Source organism: Virgibacillus sp. FSP13, from assembly GCF_054048505.1.
In genome coordinates this window covers 68,329-87,323 of record NZ_JBSVKG010000011.1, presented here as the reverse complement: position 1 = coordinate 87,323, position 18,995 = coordinate 68,329, and the positions used below count along the sequence as shown (strand labels likewise).

Here is an 18,995-nt window from a genome sequence, read left to right as displayed (position 1 = left end):
AAATTAAAGTTTCTAAAGCGCAAATCATCTGACCCTTTATCATACCCCTTAGTAAATGATCTGGACAGACAAGTTGATTTAACCTACTATTAACTCAAGTATGAGGAATGACTTTGTTGTAAGTGAAACAACCCAACTTTATTATTAATCGACACCGAGCCCGATCCACCTTAAAATTCATCCAACAAAACAAGCTCCCCATTTACAGCGTTCACACCATAATTGCAATCTATCTTTCCACACAAAATATAGCTATTCGCTTCTTTATCATAGACATATACAGGCGTTACTTCAATATAGCTACGAAGTTTTTGATAGGCTTCATCTTTTGTAATGCTTGCCGTTTCGGCTGCTTGAAACTGTTTGAACATATCGAAAATCACATTATTGTCGATGTAATTTAGCACTTTATAATGTTCACTACTGATGATAAGCCGTAGCTTCCGCTGAAGTGCTCGGTTATCCGCTATTGTCGGTTTTAATTCTGCAATAATATAACCATTTTCGCGGCGTAATCCTTTTAATGCCCATTTTCCACTATCATCTGGATACACTTTTTGTAGAAAGCTCAATGCTTCATTTTTACATTTTTCCTGTTCTAATTCTGTGATTGGTAACGTATCGGGATGCGGCTGATTTGCTAGAGCTTGTTCCTCGGAAGTTTCAACAGATAAGTCAATTTCCTCACGATGGAATGGCTCATCAATTGGATTTTCCCATTCTAAAATAACTTCATTATCAGTAGAAAAACCTTGATGCAAGATTGGCTCAAAAGGTAGTGTCCTTGTCCCGTCGTTTGCAACAAAAAGTTCTTCAACTCCGTATACTGGCAACCATTTTTCTTCCGCTTCAAATGGAATTTCGATTAATTTACATTGTTTACTGGCCATGTCGCTGCCCTTTTCAGGTGTAAGTGAAAAAGGCTCCCATTTTACTTGATCTTCCCCAGGAAATACGCCGTCAATTGAAAATGATGTAAGTTGGTTTTCGTCATTAAATTCAATTTCAATCGAGCCGGATGGATAAACAGGGATATTATCTACCACGGCCTGGAAGCTATACGCACCATCTTCGTCTGATAAAAGCTTGAATTGGCGTCCATATTGCAAGTCGGTCAATTCTTCAATCCACTCGATTACATTTTCTTCATCGGGGGTTGGGAACACACCATTAACGGCAAATGATTTTTCATGAACAAATACAATTCGTTTAATTGCCTTTGTATGGATATCCATATCAATCACAGCGGTCCCGGGAGGATTATAATCTTCATCGACTTGTTGACTGTCGTTAGGAAACCATTCCATTGATAGTAGATAAGTTGTTTGATTAAGGTTGTTTGTTTCATAGAAAATATGATGTCTTTTTAAGTGGTAGTTTTCTAAGCCAAACTTCTCACTTGTATAAGCTGATAATTCCTTGATTCGCTCGTTCATAGATAAAACCTCACTTCGAAATGATTTACACCCAGTATAACAAAAATTTTATAAAAACCCTTTACTTTTCCGTAACGTGAACGTTTATAGTGTAAGAGGAGGGGAGCTGTTTGACATGCAGATTAAAGAGGTTGCAAAACAACTGAACACGACACCGAGGTCAATACGGTTTTATGAAGAAAAGAATTTAATTTCACCGGTCAAGGACATGGAAAATGATTACCGTTCGTTCACGGAAAAGGATGTAATGAGGCTTAGCACGATTTTGGCATTAAGAGAAATTGGTGTGCCGGTTAAAGATATTCATGAAATTTTAGAAAACCCAGATATGAGTATGCGACAATATCTAAATGTCCAACGTTCAGCCTTGTTTGAAAAATGGATAGAAATGAAGGACATGATTGAGACAATTGATCGAATGCTGGATATAGATAAAAAAGATTGTATGGAGGATATTCATGCATTATCTCAGCATTTAAAAGTAATGAAAAATATTCGAAAAGGCTGGAAAGATAAATGGAATTTTGACAAGCAAGCAGCGGATTATGACCAAAACATTAAAATGCACGGGTACCGCTTCAATGTTCATCAGGATTATGAACGTGCATTGGCAAAAGCAACTGAAACTGTTCAACTAAAACGTGGGGATAGCTGTTTAGATATTGGAATTGGGACAGGAAATTTAGGCTCGCGCTTTCTGAAAGAGGGTGTACATGTTATCGGGGTTGATCAATCGGAGGAAATGCTGAAAAGGTGCGGTGAAAAGCATCCAGATATTGAGTTGCGAAAAGGGCATTTTTTGGCACTGCCGCTATTAGATAATCAGGTAGAGGGAGTAATCTCCAGTTATGCGCTGCATCACATTCGTGACGAGGAAAAGCTGCTTGCACTAGCGGAAATGAATCGTGTGGTGAAAGCTAACGGACAGATATGCATTGTTGATTTGATGTTTTTAAACGACCAACATCGTGAACGGGTATTGAACGCTTTTCTTGAGGCGGGAAATAGCGAGGCTGTAAATGCTATAAATGATGAATTTTACGCAGACAGATCAGCACTTGTGGATTGGTTCGAAATGCACAATTATCACGTGGAGACCTATTCGTTCAATGATATTTTGAGTATGGTGTATGCGGTGAAAATGTAGGAGTGAGTAAATTGAAGACTAATCATGAAGCAGTTGCTTTAGACTTTTACAAACAAAAATATGAAGCAGATTTAGCGCATTATAGTTTGCTAACGGATCAACTAAACTATACAGCCCACCCATTGGACGCAATCGAGAAATGTAGTAGCGATGTGGGGCGGTATCCTGTTGTTATACGGCATCATCATATTCCTGTAGGCTTTTTCGTATTGCACGACTGGGGTGGTGCCCGAAAATATAGCAATAATGAAAAGGCAATTTTACTAAGGGCCTATTCTATTGATAGTCGTTATCAAAGGAAGGGGATTGCAACACAGTCAATACGGATACTGCCATCTTTTATCAAAAATTATTTCCCGGGAAAAGATGAAATTGTACTTGCAGTGAATCACAATAATATACATGCGCAAAGGGTATATAAGAAAAGTGGGTTCAGAGATAATGGTGGTCGAGTAGTGGGGAGGAAAGGTGAACAATTTGTCTTTGGAAAGATGATATAGGGTTATTCGCTTCTTATTGTTAAAAATGTTTTTAAAATGAGTAGTAAAAATTTGCGGGATTGTTAATATTTTGGAGATATGATTTACCCCTCTCTCTCCTTTTTGAAAGGGGGCGAATACATAATTGGGAACAGTGTCTGTTTTTTAGACTACAACTCCCTAAAGCAAACTCAAGAAAATACAAAAACCCCATTTTGTTTTTCACAGCAAAAGATACACGTATACCATGATGAACAAAATGGGGTTTTCCCTTCTTTTACATCTATTTAATAAATTGTTTAGTATAAATGCATCAATCAAGTTTACTCAAAAAAACATTCCAAGTAGCGTGGCGACCGTCTTATTCTTTGAAAAATGGGTTTAACTTACGAGAAGTATCCCCCCAATTAATCCGAAACGCCCGGTACACCCGTTCCAACAATATCGACCTCATATTTGATGAGGGAGTATCATTTTGATAAGGACATGGCTAATTCACTTCACTTCTGAATTTCTTCACTAATTCCCAAAGATTCACTAATCACATCCTAAAAGTTCATTTCTAAGTAGTCATACACAGTTGTTCTCGATAGATCTTTCACTAGCAATGGTAGCGCTTTGAAACCCTTGCTTCTTTAATTGGTGAACTTCCACAATCACTTCTAATTTAGATACCTTCCTGAACCTACATCATGCATTTAGACTTATTTATAAAGTCTAAATGGTTAGAGTTAATTTGAATAGAAAGTGTTCAGTTCTATCAAGTAAAAACTGTTCAATTTAGTTTAGCAGCTAAAGTTAGTCTTTACTTAATTGTGGTAGATACTTTTCCTTTTGTTGACGTTCGTAAAGGAGATTAAAGTTTTTATTAAAATGGGTAAAAATGGTAGACTCATATAAATATGTAAATTATAATAAATATGTAAATATAAATAAGTCTGAAAATACAGGAGGCGAGAGAAGGATTTATCGATTTTTAAACCAAAGAAAGGATGATTAACATGAAAAGAATTTTATTGACTTCTATTTTTACCTTGATTGCTAGTTTTCTAGTTTTTGGGACGTCTGTAAGCGCAGATGCATTATCAAACGAGGAAATTGCACAAAAATTTTTAAAAATTGATTCTAAGTATGATGTTGGGGAAAAGCTAAGCCCTGAAGATGCTCAATTCATAAAAACGTATGCTAAAACACCTGAGAAAAACTCTAATGATTCATCCGTTTCAAGTATAACGCCATTTAGTCAGGAGACATTTACAGGAAGAGCGAAGGCCCCCAATGACAATGAACAGGCTTCTGTATTAGGTACTTATACTTTGGATGGAGGATTGTTTAATCATTCTTATACGCTATCAATGACAACAAAAGTGACAGCTGGGCATGCAGATAAAATTAAGAATGAATATACACATATAGCCTACGGAACATTTGGTTCTGGCGGAGTAGGTAAGGTATGGAGCAAGACTGATAATCGATCGACTACATCTAGTCAAACTTTGTATTCACATTTCACAGAAAGCTATAAAGCTCATGTTCTTTATTACACCCAAGTGGTAAAATCGACAATTTACCATGACGGAAATAAATCTTTCGATATTAGCGTTGACGCGATATAATAGTAAAACATAAATAAAAAGCATTCCTATTTCATGGAATGCTTTTTATTTTAGAATCTTATATGGAGGATACTATAAATGAAAAATTTAATAGGAATGGTGTTAGAACTTTTTAGGATTATAATCATGCTTACACTTTTAGGAACGATCATTTGGTATGTATTAATAGAAAATTTTTATGATTTTTTGGGGAATCTATGGGGTTTTCCATCACCTAGGGATAATATGATTGGAACTTTAGGTGTATGGGTTTTTATGTTTGTTCTATACAAAAACCATCTCCAATTCTCAGGTTTTTATAAGGGAGAAAAAAGAGTTAAGCTTCCTCCTATACTTACTAAGATACTACTTGTAGTATCTATTATTATGATACTAATTCCTCCTTTTGCTTCTATGTATTTTTGATAGTAAGACCTTAATCCTATGATCTATGTCACGAGAAGAAGTAGATCATAGGTTCTTTCTTTTCCCCGGTGTACTGCCTATTCTGAGAGATGGAAGAAGTACCACAGATTTTACTTCTTGTTGTGGTGATTTGTGATGTTGTTGTCTCTGTTTTCAAACATTTACATGGCCGTTGTCAATTTACGGTTACACTATAAAAGAAAAGGTAATAAGAGAATACACACACAAAAAGTACTTGTGTTTATCATCAGATTCGTATTGCCAAATGTTCCGACCAAGATATTTCCCGCATAAAAAATAACGATAAAAACCATCATGATGTATTAATAGGAAATATGGTCTCATCCTTTACGTGAATTTTGATCTAGGAAATTTTTTCGCAAAGAAAAAGTGAATCGTTTAAGCAAAAACAAAGCATGAGCGATTACCCCATGCTTTGTTTGAACATTTACGAAGGTAATCCGAGTATAGCCTTCGTTTCCAAGTATTCCTCAATACCGAAATCGCCCCATTCTCTACCGATACCGGACTGCTTGTAGCCGCCGAAAGGAGCAGAGAAGTCCTTTCCTGCATCATTGACCGAAATTCGGCCAGCTTGAATGCCTGTCGCGACTTTGCGAAGTGTTTCCGGATCTTTTCCGACAACATAACCTGCCAATCCATAGACAGTATCATTAGCGATTTTAATTGCATCATCAACCGTTTCGTACGCAATGATGGACATCACTGGTCCAAAGATTTCCTCTTGTGCAATAATCATATCGTTTGTTACATCTGTGAAAATAGTTGGCTTTGCAAAATAACCAGTTTCTAGCCCTTCTGGTTTGCCTGGTCCACCAGCAATAAGCGTTGCACCGCCTTCGATTCCTTTTTCAATGTAGGATTGCACGGTATCCCACTGCTTCTCGGCAACGAGTGGACCAATGTACGATTCTTTTCGTGGATCGCCGACAGGAAATTCGGAAAGCACTTTTTTAACTGCCTCTTCAAACGATTTTTTAATTGATGAAGGAACGAGAATGCGTGTCGCTGCCGAACAGACTTGACCTGTGTTCATTGCGATATTTGTTACAGCGTTTTTTGCTGCCTGCTCTATGTCTGCATCCTCAAGCACTACAAGCGGTGATTTACCTCCTAATTCAAGAGCAAAATTCTTAATCGTTTTGGCTGCATTTTCCATGATTTTTTGACCAACACCAACTGAACCTGTGAAGGAAACGAAGTCAATGTCCGGATGGGAACTGATGCCGTCCCCAATTACAGAGCCCAATCCGTTTACAAGGTTAAATGCCCCTTTTGGAACACCAGCAGCTTCGAAGATCTCTGTTAAAATAATTGCTGAAAATGGTGTCAGTTCAGATGGCTTTAAAATAACTGAACTTCCAGCCGCAAAGGCACTCGCTATCTTGGTTGACGTTTGGTTTGTTGGAAAGTTCCAAGGTGTGATGAGTCCGCTGACGCCTACTGTCTCTTTCACAATTGTATGGTTACCACGTTTCTCCGTAAATGAAAAATCTTTAAGTGATTTGGCTGCTTGCGAAAAATGAGCATAGCCCATTTCATAATGGACATGTTCTGAAATAGAAAGAGGAGCGCCAAGTTCATTCGTTATCGTTTCAATCAGATCATCTTTGCGCTTTTCATATTCAGCAGCTATTTTTTCGAGAATCTTGATACGTTCTTCCTTCGTCGTCTGCGAAAAAGATGGAAGTGCAGCTTGTGCGGCTTCTACCGCCTTATCCAAATCTTCCCTTGTACCCAAGCTGATTTCACCGATAACCTCTTCGGTTGCTGGATTGATGACATCCATCGTTTCAGAACCGGTTGACTCTACCCATTCGCCATTAATAAAATGCTTTAATTGGTTGTGCATTGTGCATTGTCTCCTTTATTTAAATGGTTTTTTACGCTCATTTAGATTAATTTTGATGCTAGAGGATGTATAACCGAAATACTTCGTGTTGAAACATGAATGCTGCTAGTAGAATATCATAGAAACATTGTGATATTGTTACACACTTCGCTAAAAAATATGCCTTTGACAACTTTACAATGAAGATAAAACAGCCTAGGATAACATAAAAGAAGCGGGTACCACATGGAGTACTCCGCTTCCTATCAATTCTAAGCCCGAATCCACTTCCAAATTTCCTTCGGTGTTGCATTTTTCCCATACAGTAAAATACCAGTCTTAAATATCTTTCCGGCCAGTTTCATAAATAACCAGACACTTACAATTAAGATAGCTAACGAAATTATTACTTCCATCCATGGCCACTCCTCTAATAATGATAAACGAAGCAGCAACACGCCAGGTGATGTAAATGGAAGGTAGGAACCGATTTGTGCGATTAAACCACTTGGATCGCTTAGGATTGGACCGATAAAGATAAGTGGCAAAAATGGCAGCATGAGCACAATGCCCTGGAAGTTCCCGGATGTAGAAATGTCCTCGATCGTAGCACCAATCCCAACAAACAGGGAAGCGAACAAAAGATAACCTAAAATGGCGATGCCAACTAATAGAATCAGCTCAGGTACCAATAAATAATCCATGATCGGGATATCGGTTTTCCAAATGACAACAGGCAAAGCAAATGCAACAAAGACAATAACTTGTGTGATCCCTAATACAAAATAACCTAAAATTTTTCCTTGCATCAATTGCTCAGGTGTTAATGATGACAAAATGATTTCGGCAATTTTATCTTTCTTTTCCTGTGAGGCACTTTGGAAAATCATCATGCCAGTAATAATAATGGATAGTAAAATGATGCCGGCAAATGCACCTGGAACAATGCGCTCCATCACGGGCCCGTCTTCCGTAGCGGATGAATGGCCATCTTTGGCTGGAACGTCATCCACTGATGTTGTTTCAAAGACAACACTACGCGATATAACTTCCATTTCTTCGGCAGTTAAACTAAGCTGCTGAATTCGCAATTGCTGAAGTGGCTCCTCCAAAAAGCGGACTTCGTTCATGAAATTTTTATCCATATCTTCACTTGTAAAAACGTTGACCTTCCCATTCGCAAGTGCAGACTCTGTTAATGGGATATAGGCCGTGTTCTCCTCAGATTCAAGCTTTTCATCCATCTCTGCTTGATCCAAGTCCGTCTCTTGAAGATCCCAAGCCAAAAGATCATTGTTTTCAACCATTTCCTTTACATTCGCAAATACCCCTAACTCATCTTTCACATAAACCTGTATAGCTGCAGATTCCTCATCTGAATCATCAAAAAAGCTTGGCACCATAGAGAAGAAAAGAAAGATGATTGGTGTTAAAAATAGGGAAATGACAAATGACTTATTTTTCATATTGCGCTTAATTTCCCATTTAGCAACTTTCAGTGTATTACGCATGAACTGCACCTTCTTCCTGTAATAGGTTTTTATCTGTTGCGATATCGATGAAAATTTCATGTAACGAAATACGGTCAATGGAAAGTTCCAGGATATCTAAGCTTTCAGGGAGGTGATTAAGCCAGCCGGCAACATGAACATCCTTGTCTAAATATAGAATTGCTAGCTCATCATCTTGTTCGACCCGTTGTACATTTGGGAGATTCATAAGAACAGTACGGTCATTTTTTCCACGAATTGTACATTTAAAATTCGCATACTCGGCTTTTACGTCGTTCATATTTCCATAGATGATTTTTTGTCCATGGTGGATCATAAATAAGCGGTCACACATTTCTTCTACCAAATTCATTTGATGGGAGGATAATAGAATCGCGGTGCCATTTTCCGCAAGACTCCGAATTTCATTTTTAAACAATTCCTGGCTTACCGGGTCTAGGCCTGAAAATGGTTCATCTAAAATGAGTAGCTCCGGTTCGTGAATAATCGATGCGATGAATTGTACTTTTTGCCCCATACCCTTGGATAGCTCTTCTACAGAAACGTTTTCTTTTCCTTCTAAGTCAAACTTTCTCAAATACGCCAAAGCCCGTTCCTTCGCTTTTTTTAATGGGTAGTCTTTTAATTCAGCAAGGTAAAGTAAAATATCCATCACTTTCACATTTTTGTATAAGCCTCGTTCTTCTGGTAGGTAACCGATTTTGTGCCGGGGGATATTTTGATGATCCTGAAATGAAATGGTGCCTTCATCCGGATACATAATCCCCATAATATTACGTATGGTTGTTGATTTTCCCGCTCCATTTGGGCCGAGAATTGCCATAATTTCTCCCTTTTTAACGTCGAAGGAGATGTTTTTAATGATTTGTTTATCTTTAAATGACTTTCCTAAATCCTTTACTGATAACATAGTTTCCATAGCTAATTCACCCTTCCTTCCTGTCCTGTAATAGATATGTGATGATCTCTTCTAAATGAAGCGCGGTTCGACCTGACCAAGATATGTTATTCTCGTTGAAAAATTGCTCTGTTCTGTCAGGCTGGTTTGAAATAAGCTGCTGTTTCTCCCGGGAGATTTCACCGGATATCCGGTTTTCGGGGAGTGAATGCTGCAGCCAATACCGCTTATAACGCTCTGTTAATTCTTCTTTTTCATAGGTGCCAACCATTTTCCCATTACGTAAAATGCAAAGATAGTCCGCGAGTTTCATAATATCTTCAGCTTGATGACTGGCAAAAACAATCGCGCGTTCTCCTTGATCCATCCACTCAACAAGTATATCCATTAGTCGTTTTTTAGACGGAATATCCATAAATGCTGTTGGTTCATCTAGTAATAATAATGGAGTGTTTCTTGGAATGGTTAGCGCAAGAATAAGTTTCTGCTGTACGCCTTGGGATAGTTTTTGATAGCGTTTAGTTAGTGGAATCGAAAGGGAGTCGACCATTTCCCTAAATAACACCTCATCCCAATCCGGATATAAAGGAGCGATTAAGGATCTCAGCTCCTCTCCAGTATAGGCATTATAACCAATTTGCGTTTGTGCTTGGTAGGCGATCTTGTTTTTCCATGATTCATCCTGACCGTAAACAAATTTGTCGAATACTTTGATGTTTCCCATGTCGGGGTTTGCCAGATTCATGATTAATTTAAGCAAGGTGCTTTTGCCAGATCCATTATTGCCAACTAATGCGGTGATCGTTCCGGGTTCTATCGATAAATCTATGGGGCCAAGATAGAATTTCTCCACTTTTTTCTGTAATTGTGAAATATCTAACCAGCTGTTCATGGACTATTCTCCTTTCTGCTTTCGTTGGGTGCGTATGATTTCTTCAAAAATCTCTTCAATTTGTTCGAGTGTGTAATCATATTGAAGTGCTGTATCAATGGCATTTTCGATTGTTTGATAAACAGAAGATATTTTGACCTGCTGTTTTTTGGCATCCTCAACTTCAGCAACAAATGTGCCTTTACCTTGGGCCGTACGAATGAATCCCTTTTGTTCCAAGTCCTGGTAAGCACGTCTTGTTGTGATGATACTGATTTCCAGATCTTTGGAAAGCGCGCGAATGGAAGGCAATGGTGTACCTGCAACTAAATGACCGCCGGCGATTAATGCTTGCAGTTGGTTTTCAATTTGATGATATATCGGCTCACGGGAGTCTTTTGACAGATGTATCGGTAATTCCACAGTACACGCCTCCTTCTATAGATAGTCTAGCTTATCCATCGTTTTTCTCGTATAATGTTGCCAATAAGTAAAGCCGATAAATGCCAAGATAATAGATAGGAAGCTCGATAATAATGGCCATGTTTGAGCAAAAATGATCGTCCAATAAACGATGCTATGCCCAGTAGCGATTTGGATAATAGCGAAAATAAACATTGCCCCAATCGCAAATATAAATCCATAAATAAACGATAAAACTGTATTCATACTCTTTGTACCTGCATCAGCTGCAGAAAAAATATAACCTGCATAAAAGCAAAATGAAAGCCAAATGATGGAAAAGGCAATATACGAACCGATCGATAATCCATCTTGAATCGCCGGTGATAAAGGATATATACCAATTAATAATAGAAACTGAAATGGGAATGAATAGAAAAAGTAAACAATAAACCTACTTTTTATAATTACATCTTTCGTAATGGGCAGTTGATTTAGCATGACCAATAATGGAGAAGCTGTCACATCTTCATTTACTTTACTGAGTTGAAAGTTCTTTGGTTTCAGCCAGATCATAATGATTCCTGAAAAAATTAGGATAAAGGCTAGGTCAAGCCCAGCAGAGTTTTGTTCCATATACGTGCTTAACTCAGATACTAAAAACACTAGTACCAAGACAAAGAATAATGCCAAGTAGAGAAATACGCGTTTTGATGCCTTTAACTCAAACGTTGCCAACTGATAAGCTTGCTTCCATTCCTTCATAAGAAACCCTCCTTTTAGGTGTTATGCTGTGTATATGTATATATACAGTATATGTAACATTGCGTATAATGTCAATAGTCTTTTTGGAAGGTTGTTTTAAAGAATTGGGATTGAGATTACTCGCTCCATCGACGGCATTTGTTGTTTTTTCTGAATAAATATAAACTGCGCGATGTAACTATTACACAAAAAATGCAGTAGGAAATTTCCTACTGCATGTAAGGGGGATATTATGAAGTTGGCATTACTAGTATGGTAGTTTCTCCAAAAATTATTCATTTATCCTGCAGAATATTCTTTTTCTTGTAGACTCAAACCGAAATGATGGTAAACTAGTTCACCGAAAAGAAAGAAAAACCCTTTAATCGGTAGTTACTCTGTAATTAGTAACTATACCCTTTTCATTTAGTTTTATCATTAACTGTTCACTGTCTATTCTGATTAGTCCTCGCTCTCTACCAAGATAATAGATTAGTTTACTTTTACTTTTATTATCTGGACTTCCTAATAATTTGTATACTTCTGCTTTGGTCAGTCCTTGTAACTTGAAATTATTTAATAGATTATCAGTCATGTATACACGTTCGTTAAACTTATTCACCCACTTTTCCGTGTTAAAGTTTGAATTATACTCATTAATTCCCAACAATACTAGACAGATTAAAGGAGGAATAATACTCATAATAAGAATACGTTTATGTTTCACTTTCCTATGGCTGTTATTATTCCTTCTTAATAAAAGCAAGGTCCAAATTAATAAGATTATAAACGGCCCTGTTATTGCAGGAATGCTTATTATGCTAAAAGATGAATGTAAAAGACTAATAATGAATAAAAAAACTATGTATAGTAAGACATAGATACATAAATATATATTTAGAGAGAGTTCCATTGTTTGTTTAGATTTCATTTTAAATCCCCCTTAAAATAAGCGTCTCAGAAGATTCACTTTTCATTTAATTTTAATATACAGTGTTATGGTTATATATGGCAATACAAAAAATACACTTTGTAAGCCAACTACGTCACAGTACGAAATTAAAAAGCAACAACATTACAAAAAGAGCCTAAAAAATCAAGCCGATAAAAAAGAAGTGCAAAACAGTGTTTGCACTTCTAAAACCCTATCCAATCAATAATATTATCAAATAAATGTTTCAAAGCTCTTGAAAATCCTCTCACAAACCAATAAATAACTCGCAAAGGGAAAAGGACCAACTCAGGTACCCATAATGAAATATCTATCAACAAATCCAACAGTTCATACCAGAAGTTAGATTTACCTGAACGTGTTCGTTTTCTCTCCTTACGTTTTTCTCGCCAGCGTTTCATTTGATCCACTCCCGATGTTGGTAATCAATCATTTACCTCGCCGAAGATAAATAATAATCACCAACTTACACAACACCTTCACGGATCATGGCATCCCCAACTTTAAGAAAACCAGCGATATTGGCGCCGACGTCTAAATTTCCAGGATAGCCGTACTCTTCAGCTGCACTTATACTATTCCGATAAATGTTTAACATAATCTCATGTAATTTAGTATCAACTTTTTCAAAAGACCATGATAGTTTCATACTGTTCTGTGCCATTTCTAATGCTGATACGGCTACCCCACCAGCATTGGCGGCTTTAGCTGGACCAAAGAGAATATGACTTTCATTAAACAAGTCGATAGCTTCTTGATTGGATGGCATGTTTGATCCTTCAGCAACAACCTTCACACCATTTTTAATTAATACACGCGCAATGTCTGCATCAATTTCATTTTGTGTTGCACACGGTAAAGCTATATCACAGGGGATCGTCCATATATCATCACCATTATCATGGAATGATGCATGTGGGTGCTCATCAACATACGCTGAAATGACTGCATCTTCTTCAAGTTTAAGCCGTTTTATTGTTTCTAAATTAACACCATTTTCATCATGAATATAACCTGTCGAATCACTGCATGCAACAACTTTTGCACCTAATTCCATGGCCTTTTCCATCGCATAAATGGCTACATTACCTGCGCCAGAAACGATGACTTTGCTATCGTTGAAACTCAAACCATGATCTTGCATCATATCATCAACAAAATAAATTAAACCGTAGCCAGTTGCCTCAGGTCTGACTAGACTTCCACCAAAACGCACATCTTTACCTGTTAGTACCCCAGGTTCATAACTACCACGCATTCGTTTGTACTGACCGAACATATAACCAATTTCTCTGGCACCGACACCAATATCGCCTGCAGGTATGTCAACATTTGGCCCGATATAATTGCAAAGTTCCGTCATATAACTTTGACAAAAGCGCATGATTTCGTTGTTCGATTTGCCTTTTGGATTAAAATCAGCGCCCCCTTTACCCCCTCCAATTGGTTGTCCTGTTAGGGCATTTTTAAAAATCTGTTCAAAACCGAGAAATTTTATAATACTAGCATTGACAGTAGGGTGAAAACGTGTGCCACCTTTGTAAGGACCGATACTTGAATTGAATTGGACACGAAAACCTCTATTAACCTGAACAACCCCGTTATCATCAACCCACGGTACACGGAAGGTAATTAGTCTTTCCGGCTCAGAAATCCGTTCTAGTATTCCGTTTTTCATATATTTTGGATGTTTTGCGAAGACTGGAACTAGTGATGTGAAAATGTGTTTTGCGGCCTGGTGAAATTCAACTTCATCAGGATTTCTTTTCTCTACCGTTTTAAATACATTGTTTACATAATCAGTTGCTCGTTGTAAGGAATCGTCTTTAACTCGTTGAATCGTTGTCATATATTTTCCCCTTTCATTTTTTAAGATTATAAAAACAGTGTTTCCGATCATTTATATGTATGAAAGGAACACGCTCATAGCTGAACATTTAAGTCGGTTTAATGATGATAATTGTAAAGGCCAGATGGTTAAAAACAGGGATTCACTTGAAAGGTAATAAACAGAAATGAAGATATTTTTTTGTTATAGCAATATATTTTACAGTATTTTTCACACAATTGCAACAGCAATAGATGAAATAGTTAAATAATTTTGTTAATAAATGAGCTATTTAAATAGAGAAAGTTCCGTAAAAATGCTACGATAACAATAAGAAATTTGTCTGAAAATGGAGGTTTGATGAAGGTGAAAAACATGACGGCATTTACACTAGCTGAACAAATTAGAAAAAAAGAGGTCTCTCCAGTCGAAGTGGTCGACTATTATTTAAACCGAATCGATACATATAATACTGACATTAATGCGATTGTTACAATAAACAATGGGGCAAGGGAAGAGGCGATCAAAAAGGAAGAAGCGGTTCAACAAGGAAAGGAATTGGGGGCACTGCATGGTGTGCCTGTGGCGATAAAGGATTTGACACCAACAAAAGGAATAAAAACAACATTTGGTACAAAGCTGTTCGCGGATAACATACCGGATCGGGATGCGACAATTGTGAAACGCTTGAAGGATGCCGGGGCGATCATTCTTGGCAAAACAAATACACCTGACTTTGGACATAAAGGAACGACAGACAACACGTTGTTTGGTGCGACAAAAAACCCAAGGAATTTGGCAAAAACAGCAGGAGGGTCAAGTGGCGGATCAGCTGCTGCAGTTGCGTCTGATCTGGCACCAATCGCTGAGGGAAGTGATGGCGGCGGATCTATCCGAATTCCAGCGAGTTTTTGTGGGGTATATGGATTTAAGCCATCCTATGGTAGAATTCCGATGGACAATAATTTAAGTAATGTCTTTGGATCCAATAATCCATTTGTTAATCATGGACCATTAAGCCGTTCAGTCAAGGATGCAGCATTGTTTGTTGATGTCACTCAAGGTCCGTCAACTACGGATCCTTTCTCATTGCCAACATTTGATGAAAAACTTATTGATCAAATGAATGGCCCATTAGATGGGGTGAAAATCGCTTATACGAAAGACTTTGGTATGTATACGGTTGAGCCGGAAGTAATGGAAGTAATGGAAGAACAGATTGCCAAGTGGCGTGCATTAGGCTGTCAAGTAGAGGAAGTCTCGATGGATTTTGGCATGACGTTACATGAATTTCTTGGCTTTTTCAAAAATATGTGGTATGCCGCCGCGGCTGCTGGTGGAAGGGAAATACTCGAGAAAACGCCTGATTTGGTAACACCATCTTATCAAACAATGATTGAACGGGGATATGCTGTAACAACGAGTGAGTATATTCAATACCAATCGAAGCGGACAACCGTATGGAATGTTTTACAACGATATTTTAAAGATTATGATTTGATTATGTCACCAACATTGGCAATCCCAGCCTTCGATTATCAATTATTGGGACCGGAAACGATTCAAGGTAAACAAATTGAGGCAGATTCAGATTGGATGATGACCCATATATACAATATGACCGGTTTACCGGCAGCATCGATACCTGCGGGGTTGACCAAAGATGGTTTACCAGTTGGCATGCAAATTGCTGGAAATCGATTTGCGGATGGCCTGGTGTTAAAAGCAAGTCGAGGATACGAAGAAATTGTCGGTGGATTCCCTGCGGCAGATTTGAGGAAGATAAAGGCATAATGCTTAATGTATAAGTGGGAGGAGTTTCCACTCGCTGCTCTGGCAAAGTTGTATTAGCAGTGTAAAAAGGACGTCCTTAGGTGTCTACCTCCCCATATTGAGATTTTTTCTTACCAATCATTGTTGGAATATTGATTGGTTTTATTAGTGACCGATTTATAAAATACAAATCTTAAAAATAAGAATACTATATTCTAATTTCTTGGGTGCTTCAACTAATGGATGGCTTTCCCGTTACGAAGAAATTGCCTTTGAAGTATTATGTTTGAATAGCTAACCAGCCTTTTTTTTCACCGTCTTAGTCTAACGGAACAATATCATCATTAGAAAATTCCTTTAAAAGCTTTGCTAACCGGGCGTTTTCGCTTTTTTAAATCTATTAACAATTTCTAAACTAATTCTAAACTGTCTTTCCCTTTATCTCTATCTATATGTTTGTTAAAATAAAAAGTTGGATATATCCTTTTTGCTGAAAATGATAGTTATTTGATCGAGTTACCATAGATTAGGAGATAAATAGGAGGATTCACTTTTATGAGAAGAAACAGCCTTATTTATATATTCATAGTTGCTGTTATCTTTGTTTTATCATTAGCGGCTTGTACAGAAAAATCGACTGATGATCAATCTGAGGAGGCAAAGGCAAAAGAAGAACAAGTTGATTTAGGTTCGGACCCTGATGTGAAGCAGATTTCTTCTTATGATGAAAGCCGGATTGATCATCAAGCAGAAATAGAAAAGCATCTATTGAAAGAATATCAAGCGGGGTCTTACTCATTCGAAGATCCTTTTATAACGAAAGATCCATATGGCGTTGCTCCTCTTACGGCGTTAGTCATGTTTGAAACAGACGAGCCAACGCAAATCACCTTAACTGTTCAAGGGAAGGACAGCAATAGCGATGTCAAAAAGTCATTTGCTGGGTACGAAAAAGAACATCAAATTCCTGTTTTAGGCTTGTATCCAGAATATGAAAATACTGTAACATTAGAAGCAACAAATAAAGGTGGAAAAACGATAACCAAGGAATTATCTATTAAAACAGATTCATTGCCAGATGATTTCCTGACTACGGATCTAGTTGAAGCAGATACGGAAAAAATGGAAAATGGATTAACGTTTATCATTCCAAGCTCGCGTTATGCTTATGCTGTTGATGATAATGCTGAAGTTCGTTGGTATTCAACTTTGTGGAATTCACATGTTTTTAATCGATTGGAAAACGGAAATTTATTGTATATCACAAAAGAAGACGGCCAGGACAAATATAATGACTTATTGGAAATGGATATGTTAGGAAAAGTATCTAATTCGTACCTTATTCAATTAGGTGATTATGAAAATACCGACCTGCTCCACCATGACGCAATTGAACTGCCAAACGGCAACCTGCTTGCAACGACACATGATCTTGATTCTGATTATATTGAGGATGAAATGGTAGAAATAGATCGGAAAACTGGAGAAACAGTAAATGATTTCAGTTTTAGAGATGTTTTACCAGAGACATTTTATCAAGACTATGAAGGGCCGGCAGCAGATGAAGGGGATTGGCTGCATCAAAATGCGATTTGGTTTGATGAAACAGATGACACGATTCTAATGTCGAGCCGAAGTCAAGACCTGGTTATGAAACTCTCTTATCCAGAGGGCGAAATTAAATGGATATTAGCAGCACCAGAATATTGGCCAGATGATTATGAGTCGTATTTACTGGATCCAAAAAATGAGGAGCTAAAATTCCCTGGTGGACAACATGCTGTCATGACATTACCTGACCAGGATGACAATGATGATACGACAGATATACTTCTTTTCGACAACAATATAGTTATCACAAGAGGAAACGATGACCTTAGTGAAGATTACAGTCGAGCTGTTCAATACAGAATAAATGAAAAAGATAAAACAGTTGAAGAAGTTTGGTCTTATGGTGAAGATCGTGGGAAAGAGTTATTTTCAAGCATTGTTGGGGATGCAGATTATCTTCCCCATACAGGAAATCGCCTCCTGACATCCGGTTACATTGAGGCGGAAAACGGAATGAATAGTAGAGTTGTTGAGGTTAGTGATCAAGACCCTGCTCAAGTGATTTATGAAATAGTTATCTCGGATTTTGAATCAGGTAGTCATAGGCAAGCATACCGGGCTGAGCGCATGCCATTATATCCGAAACAAGAATGGAATTTACAATTAGGAAAAGAAGACCAACAGTAACTGAAAATCAACAAAGGTGGCTGATCAGGGATGTATCCTTGATCAGTCTTTTTTTTCGAGTAAAATGTTAAACTAAAGGTAACATGTGAAAAAGTAGTAGGTGTTTATTTGGAAACGATCATTTTATTTTCAGTTATTATTCTATTCGCTGCCATTCTCCAGACAAGTACAGGATTTGGTTTTTCGATTATGGCAACGCCGTTTTTGCTGTTACTTTTTGAACCACGAGAGGCGATTCAAATTAACTTGATTTTATCGCTTGTCATTTCTTGTGCGCTAATTTGGAAAATAAGAAAAGATATTGATACGGGGATTTTAAAAAGGTTTATTCTAGGGGGCATTATTGGTCTGCCTATTGGAATCACAATTTTTTTAACGATGGATATGACATGGTTGAAATTAGGAATCAGTGTTATTATCCTTCTGCTGACCATTTTATTAATCCTTCACTTTCGTATTGGGCAAACAAGTCAAAGGGATTTCACGATTGGGGCGCTTTCCGGTGCGTTCACAACAAGCATTGGGATGCCGGGACCACCAATTCTATTGTATTTTTCTGGAACAGAGACAACAAAGGAAAAATTGCGGGGGACTACGTTGGCGTTTTACTTGTTTATTTACTCGGTCAGCTTGCTCATACAAGTTACGTTTGCGGGTACGACGAAAGTCATATGGCAATCAAGTCTGATCGCATTGCCGCTGGTGATCATTGGTCTATTTTTGGGGCAACTATTATTTAAGCGCATTAATCAGCAAGTATTTCAAACCATCACATACGTATTGTTGCTGTTTACTGGTATTTATTTGTTGATCCAGCAGCTTTAAGAAAACAAACCCTAGCAT

17 protein-coding genes are annotated in these 18,995 nt (G+C 37.6%); 7 read left to right on the top strand and 10 right to left on the bottom strand.

The features are described from left to right. Nucleotides 1-170: 170 nt before the first annotated feature. Nucleotides 171-1,436 carry a hypothetical protein gene (locus tag ACW2QC_RS11480; protein ID WP_457544115.1) on the bottom strand — a complete coding sequence of 422 codons (1,266 nt, stop codon included), beginning with the start codon at nucleotides 1,434-1,436 and terminating at the stop codon, nucleotides 171-173. A gap of 115 nt (nucleotides 1,437-1,551) precedes the next feature. Here ACW2QC_RS11480 and ACW2QC_RS11475 point away from each other — a divergent pair, with 115 nt between their 5' ends. The 4 genes from ACW2QC_RS11475 to ACW2QC_RS11460 all read left to right on the top strand — a co-directional run bounded on the left by ACW2QC_RS11475 (nucleotide 1,552) and on the right by ACW2QC_RS11460 (nucleotide 5,083). Then, nucleotides 1,552-2,583, top strand: coding sequence for a MerR family transcriptional regulator (locus ACW2QC_RS11475; protein ID WP_457544114.1), 1,032 nt, complete (start codon nucleotides 1,552-1,554; stop codon nucleotides 2,581-2,583). Nucleotides 2,584-2,594: 11 nt separating this feature from the next. Next, nucleotides 2,595-3,083 carry a GNAT family N-acetyltransferase gene (locus tag ACW2QC_RS11470; protein WP_457544113.1) on the top strand — a complete coding sequence of 163 codons (489 nt, stop codon included), beginning with the start codon at nucleotides 2,595-2,597 and terminating at the stop codon, nucleotides 3,081-3,083. 980 nt (nucleotides 3,084-4,063) lie between these two features. Then, on the top strand, nucleotides 4,064-4,678 hold the full coding sequence (locus ACW2QC_RS11465; protein WP_457544112.1) for a hypothetical protein: 615 nt from the start codon (nucleotides 4,064-4,066) through the stop codon (nucleotides 4,676-4,678). Between the two features lie 78 nt (nucleotides 4,679-4,756). Beyond that, nucleotides 4,757-5,083, top strand: coding sequence for a hypothetical protein (locus tag ACW2QC_RS11460; protein WP_457544111.1), 327 nt, complete (start codon nucleotides 4,757-4,759; stop codon nucleotides 5,081-5,083). Between the two features lie 448 nt (nucleotides 5,084-5,531). Here ACW2QC_RS11460 and ACW2QC_RS11455 read toward each other — a convergent pair whose 3' ends face one another. From ACW2QC_RS11455 to gdhA, 9 genes are all read right to left on the bottom strand, one after another. Then, nucleotides 5,532-6,956, bottom strand: coding sequence for an aldehyde dehydrogenase family protein (locus ACW2QC_RS11455; protein WP_457544110.1), 1,425 nt, complete (start codon nucleotides 6,954-6,956; stop codon nucleotides 5,532-5,534). A 251-nt stretch (nucleotides 6,957-7,207) separates the two neighbouring features. Continuing rightward, nucleotides 7,208-8,446 carry an ABC transporter permease gene (locus tag ACW2QC_RS11450; protein WP_457544109.1) on the bottom strand — a complete coding sequence of 413 codons (1,239 nt, stop codon included), beginning with the start codon at nucleotides 8,444-8,446 and terminating at the stop codon, nucleotides 7,208-7,210. After that, complete coding sequence (locus ACW2QC_RS11445) at nucleotides 8,439-9,365, bottom strand: ABC transporter ATP-binding protein (protein WP_457544108.1); 927 nt, start codon at nucleotides 9,363-9,365, stop codon at nucleotides 8,439-8,441. Before ACW2QC_RS11445 ends, ACW2QC_RS11450 begins: the two co-directional genes overlap by 8 nt. Nucleotides 9,366-9,372: 7 nt before the next feature. Further along, complete coding sequence (locus tag ACW2QC_RS11440; RefSeq protein WP_457544107.1) at nucleotides 9,373-10,236, bottom strand: ATP-binding cassette domain-containing protein; 864 nt, start codon at nucleotides 10,234-10,236, stop codon at nucleotides 9,373-9,375. Nucleotides 10,237-10,239: 3 nt separating this feature from the next. Then, nucleotides 10,240-10,638, bottom strand: a complete 399-nt coding sequence (locus ACW2QC_RS11435) for a GntR family transcriptional regulator (RefSeq protein WP_457544106.1) — start codon at nucleotides 10,636-10,638, stop codon at nucleotides 10,240-10,242. A 15-nt stretch (nucleotides 10,639-10,653) separates the two neighbouring features. Then, nucleotides 10,654-11,382, bottom strand: a complete 729-nt coding sequence (locus ACW2QC_RS11430) for a hypothetical protein (RefSeq protein ID WP_457544105.1) — start codon at nucleotides 11,380-11,382, stop codon at nucleotides 10,654-10,656. A 361-nt stretch (nucleotides 11,383-11,743) separates the two neighbouring features. Then, nucleotides 11,744-12,292 (bottom strand): hypothetical protein, encoded by a 549-nt coding sequence (locus tag ACW2QC_RS11425; protein WP_457544104.1) that lies wholly within the window; start codon nucleotides 12,290-12,292, stop codon nucleotides 11,744-11,746. A 206-nt stretch (nucleotides 12,293-12,498) separates the two neighbouring features. After that, the gene (locus ACW2QC_RS11420; protein WP_457544103.1) at nucleotides 12,499-12,714 is read right to left on the bottom strand and encodes a hypothetical protein; all 216 of its coding nucleotides are present in this window, start codon (nucleotides 12,712-12,714) and stop codon (nucleotides 12,499-12,501) included. Between the two features lie 65 nt (nucleotides 12,715-12,779). Beyond that, nucleotides 12,780-14,162: an NADP-specific glutamate dehydrogenase gene (gdhA, locus tag ACW2QC_RS11415; RefSeq protein ID WP_457544102.1), complete on the bottom strand. Its 1,383-nt coding sequence runs from the start codon at nucleotides 14,160-14,162 to the stop codon at nucleotides 12,780-12,782. Nucleotides 14,163-14,501: 339 nt separating this feature from the next. Between gdhA and ACW2QC_RS11410 the strand changes: the two genes are divergently transcribed. The 3 genes from ACW2QC_RS11410 (at nucleotide 14,502) to ACW2QC_RS11400 (ending at nucleotide 18,977) form a co-directional block, all read left to right on the top strand. After that, entirely contained in the window at nucleotides 14,502-15,935 is a 1,434-nt protein-coding gene (locus tag ACW2QC_RS11410) for an amidase (protein ID WP_457544101.1), read from the top strand. A 534-nt stretch (nucleotides 15,936-16,469) separates the two neighbouring features. After that, nucleotides 16,470-18,152, top strand: coding sequence for an aryl-sulfate sulfotransferase (locus ACW2QC_RS11405; protein WP_457544100.1), 1,683 nt, complete (start codon nucleotides 16,470-16,472; stop codon nucleotides 18,150-18,152). A gap of 108 nt (nucleotides 18,153-18,260) precedes the next feature. Then, a complete protein-coding gene (locus tag ACW2QC_RS11400; RefSeq protein ID WP_457544099.1) occupies nucleotides 18,261-18,977 on the top strand; it encodes a sulfite exporter TauE/SafE family protein in 717 nt (238 codons plus the stop codon). The last annotated feature ends 18 nt before the right edge of the window (nucleotides 18,978-18,995 follow it).

What these genes read in the sequence shown, in the direction of transcription:
- ACW2QC_RS11430 (WP_457544105.1), bottom strand. Translation starts at nt 11,382, where the DNA reads ATGAAGGAATGGAAGCAAGCTTATCAGTTGGCAACGTTTGAGTTAAAG.
- ACW2QC_RS11440 (WP_457544107.1), bottom strand. Translation starts at nt 10,236, where the DNA reads ATGAACAGCTGGTTAGATATTTCACAATTACAGAAAAAAGTGGAGAAA.
- ACW2QC_RS11460 (WP_457544111.1), top strand. Translation starts at nt 4,757, where the DNA reads ATGAAAAATTTAATAGGAATGGTGTTAGAACTTTTTAGGATTATAATC.
- ACW2QC_RS11410 (WP_457544101.1), top strand. Translation starts at nt 14,502, where the DNA reads ATGAAGGTGAAAAACATGACGGCATTTACACTAGCTGAACAAATTAGA.
- ACW2QC_RS11405 (WP_457544100.1), top strand. Translation starts at nt 16,470, where the DNA reads ATGAGAAGAAACAGCCTTATTTATATATTCATAGTTGCTGTTATCTTT.
- ACW2QC_RS11420 (WP_457544103.1), bottom strand. Translation starts at nt 12,714, where the DNA reads ATGAAACGCTGGCGAGAAAAACGTAAGGAGAGAAAACGAACACGTTCA.
- ACW2QC_RS11475 (WP_457544114.1), top strand. Translation starts at nt 1,552, where the DNA reads ATGCAGATTAAAGAGGTTGCAAAACAACTGAACACGACACCGAGGTCA.
- ACW2QC_RS11445 (WP_457544108.1), bottom strand. Translation starts at nt 9,365, where the DNA reads ATGGAAACTATGTTATCAGTAAAGGATTTAGGAAAGTCATTTAAAGAT.
- ACW2QC_RS11450 (WP_457544109.1), bottom strand. Translation starts at nt 8,446, where the DNA reads ATGCGTAATACACTGAAAGTTGCTAAATGGGAAATTAAGCGCAATATG.
- ACW2QC_RS11480 (WP_457544115.1), bottom strand. Translation starts at nt 1,436, where the DNA reads ATGAACGAGCGAATCAAGGAATTATCAGCTTATACAAGTGAGAAGTTT.
- ACW2QC_RS11465 (WP_457544112.1), top strand. Translation starts at nt 4,064, where the DNA reads ATGAAAAGAATTTTATTGACTTCTATTTTTACCTTGATTGCTAGTTTT.
- ACW2QC_RS11455 (WP_457544110.1), bottom strand. Translation starts at nt 6,956, where the DNA reads ATGCACAACCAATTAAAGCATTTTATTAATGGCGAATGGGTAGAGTCA.
- gdhA (WP_457544102.1), bottom strand. Translation starts at nt 14,162, where the DNA reads ATGACAACGATTCAACGAGTTAAAGACGATTCCTTACAACGAGCAACT.
- ACW2QC_RS11425 (WP_457544104.1), bottom strand. Translation starts at nt 12,292, where the DNA reads ATGAAATCTAAACAAACAATGGAACTCTCTCTAAATATATATTTATGT.